The sequence below is a fragment of the Ruminococcus sp. CAG:379 genome (assembly GCF_000434255.1).
In the GTDB taxonomy this organism is placed as follows: domain Bacteria; phylum Bacillota; class Clostridia; order Oscillospirales; family Ruminococcaceae; genus Ruminococcus_F; species Ruminococcus_F champanellensis.
Genome location: NZ_FR894861.1, coordinates 1 through 3,497, shown reverse-complemented (window position 1 = coordinate 3,497; position 3,497 = coordinate 1). Strand labels below are relative to the sequence as shown.

At 55.3% G+C, this 3,497-nt stretch carries 2 protein-coding genes; both read right to left on the bottom strand.

The window, feature by feature from the left end; translation table 11 throughout:
* Positions 1-50: 50 nt before the first annotated feature.
* Positions 51-2,447, bottom strand: coding sequence for a GH36-type glycosyl hydrolase domain-containing protein (locus QVO51_RS03715; RefSeq protein ID WP_022357291.1), 2,397 nt, complete (start codon positions 2,445-2,447; stop codon positions 51-53).
* Positions 2,448-3,288: 841 nt separating this feature from the next.
* Positions 3,289-3,497, bottom strand: a 209-nt coding sequence (locus QVO51_RS03710; protein ID WP_288167820.1) for a hypothetical protein, incomplete at its 5' end; no start/stop codon positions are given.

Here is a 3,497-nt window from a genome sequence, read left to right as displayed (position 1 = left end):
GACAAAAAACGGGTCTGTATGAAACCATACAGACCCGATTCTGTTTGTATTTAGCCCAGTACAACAGTGATTTCGTTCTGATCCTTCAGCTCATCTGCGGGAACAAAGTCACCGGACAGCTCCTTGCCGTTGAGGGTCAGGGACTTGACGCCACTCTGAACGTGGCTGGGATTCTCTACCCGGATGGACAGATGCTTGCCACGGAAGTTTTTCTCGATGGTGAAGCCGTCCCAGGAGGAGGGAATGGAGGGAGAGATCACCAGACCGTCCGCATTGGGACGCATGCCGCAGATCCCCTCTACGCAGCCTACCATAACGGTGGATGCGGTACCGGTGAGCCAGTGTACATGGGAGCGGCCGGCATAGGGAGAAGCGGTGCTTTCGGTGAACTGACCGTGCACATACGGCTCCATGACACGGATCTCCGCCTTGTCGTTCATGGCAGCCGGGGAGCTTTCCATAAAGTACTCGAAGGCACGGTTTCCGTGACCCAGCAGACTTTCCGCCAGGATGGCCCAGCCCTGGGACTGGGAGAAGATGCCGCCGTTTTCCTTGGTGTCCGGATTGAAGATGTGCATCAGAGCACCGTCAAAGTAATGCGCTCTGTAGGGAGGATCCAGCAGCTTGATGCCATAGGGGGTGTTCAGAATCCGGTGTACGGATTCCATGGACTGCTTTGCCTGATCCTTGCTTGCAAAGCCGGAGATCACTGCCCAGCTCTGGGGATTGAGCCACATGGAGGCTTCCGGATCCTTCTTTGCGCCCACAACGACTCCGTCTTCCCGGATGCCCCGGATGAACCGATCCTCATCCCAGCACTTTTCCAGGGATGCGCCCAGCTTTGCCTGTATATCGTCGATGTAAGCTACATACTCGCTGTCGCCCCGCTGCTGTGCCATATCCCGGATCACGCGCATCGCATAGTACAGCTGGAATGCCACAAAGGTGGACTCGCCCTTGGCGCCCATCCGCAGACAGTCGTTCCAGTCCGCATGGAGCCCGGCAGGCATATCGTGTGCCCCCAGCCGCTCCATGGAGAACCGGATGGCGTTCTTCAGGTGGTCATACACCGTAGCCTCGCCGCCATTGGCGTATACGATCATCTCATCCAGGAATGCCTTGTTGCCGCTTTCCCCGATGTACTTCACAATGGTGGGGAACAGCCACAGAGCATCGTCCGCCCGGTAGGAGGGGTGACCGGTTTCCTTTACATACTCCGGATCGTCCGGGGTGTTCTCATGACCCGCATTGTGGTTGAACTTCACCAGGGGCAGACCGCCGCCGTTGTCAACCTGTGCGGAGAGCATAAAGCGGATCTTGTCTGCTGCCATTTCCGGATCCAGGTGAATGATGCCCTGGATATCCTGGACGGTATCCCGATAGCCGTAGCCGTTGCGCAGACCGCAGTATACGAAGGATGCCGCACGGGACCAGATGAAGGTGATGAAGCACTGGTAAGCGTTCCATACGTTGATCATGTTGTTGAATTCCGGGCTGGGGGTGTTCACCTGGAAGTTGGACAGCTCCTTGTGCCAGAAATTCTTCAGCTCTGCGATTTCTGCATCCACCTTGCCCGGCGTCTTGTAGGTGTCCAGAATGGCAGCAGCCTCTGCGCTGTTGCGCTGACCGAGAATGTAGATCAGCTCTGCGGTTTCGCCGGGTGCCAGCTCCAGGTCGCTCTGGAGGGCGCCGCATGCGTTGGAGTTGTAGTTCATGCTGCCGTCGCACTTCCCCTGCTCTACGGCGATGGGGTTGGAATAGGTTCGATAAGGGCCGATGAAGCTGTCCAGGTTGCCGTTCCAGCCGGAAACCGGAGCGCCCACCATGCCGAAGAAACGCTCCTTGTGGTTGGAGCCGGAAGCGTCCTTGCCGCTGTTTTCGTTGATGTGCTGGATAATGCGGTTTTCCTCAAAGCTGGTGCGGGTGATGAACAGGGTGTACTGGAGGTTTACCTGATCCTGCTCGTAGTTGTTGTCGTTGGTGAATTCCACAAAGCCAAACACGGACAGCTTTCTGGGCTTGTCGGAGGTGTTGGTGATCTTTGTACGCCAAACCTCATAGGTCTGGTGATAGGGTACATAGTAGGTGGTCTCGGAATGCACGTTTGCATAATCCGCAGTCATAATGGTGTAAGCGGTACCGTGGCGGCATACGCTCTTGTACTGATCCAGGGGCTTGCCCACCGGCTGCCAGGATGCAGACCAGTAATCCGCAGTGTCGTTGTCCCGGATGTAGATATATCTGCCGGGCAGCGCCATATTGCTGTTGAACCGGAACCGGGAAATTCTGCCGTTTGCGCCGCTCTTTACAAAGCTGTAGCCGCAGGCGTTGTTGGAGATCATAGCGCCGTATTCCGGATCTCCCAGGTAGTTTGCCCAGGGAGCAGGGGTGTCAGGTCTTGTGATGACGTATTCCTTGTTTGCAAGGTCAAAGTAACCGTACTGCATAGGTTTATACTCCTTTATTTTTGATCATTTAAGCTGGCGCTCCACAGAAGCTATGGGTGCCGCCTTGTGCCCTATTCAGCAGAGCGAGGGTGCCAATGGGCTCTGTGCCTATCATACCATGAACCGGCGGGTTTGGCAAGGGGCTATTTGAAAAATAAGACGATTGCATAGGAAATAGCCTGTTTGCACAGTGGGCGATTTTGGGTTTCTTTTGCTGACAGGGGTCTATGTGGAGTTCTTTATGGTTTGCCGTTTTACTTTTTGGGTGACCATCTTCTTTCGTGCGTTCTATGATGCTCTGTGTGCTGGGGATGCGCAGTAGAGGTTCACCGTTATCTTGAGGAGGCAACCCAGGGGAAAGGGGGGCAGCCCGGCTGCCATTTCCCTTCCCCATCCCCTATGGTATACACCTGTAGGCTGCACATTTCCACAATGTTTCACAGAACGGTGCAAAATCAGTCTAGCTGCTGGAATCGTGGATACTGTTCAGCCCGTCCGTTCTCCACAAGAGTGGGGTGGGTTGTGGAAAAGAGAGCGCGAGAGAAAACCGTTGGGAGGGGAGAGAATAAGCATCGTCAGATGCGCTCTCTCCCCTCTCAAAGAGGTTGTCGCTCGCACACCGGTAGATGGGTCATGCGTGACCCATCCGGTTAATCAAATAGAGTCACGGTTAAGCAAATAGAGTAATACACATCTCCCCAAGCCATTGGTAAATCGGTGCTGCGTAGCCGTAGCACGCAGATTATCAAAAATACGTCACAAGCAAATGGTTACTGAACGGCAAAGGGGGGCTTGTATAACCGCACCGGGAAAACCGCTCCCAGCCCTGCGCCGCAGGCACTCAATAGGGCAGCGTCAGTGCCGCCGTTTTCCAGCCATCCTCCTCTGCGATCAGGGAAAATACAGCCGTTCGGGTGGGCAGATCCTCCCCGGTTTCCGGATCCGTATAATAGGACACTGCCGTAAAATCCACCCGGCTGCCCTCTGTCCGGACATCGGTCAGTTCCGTGCCCACATAGCTGGGATCCGCCGGTGTGTCCGGCACCACAG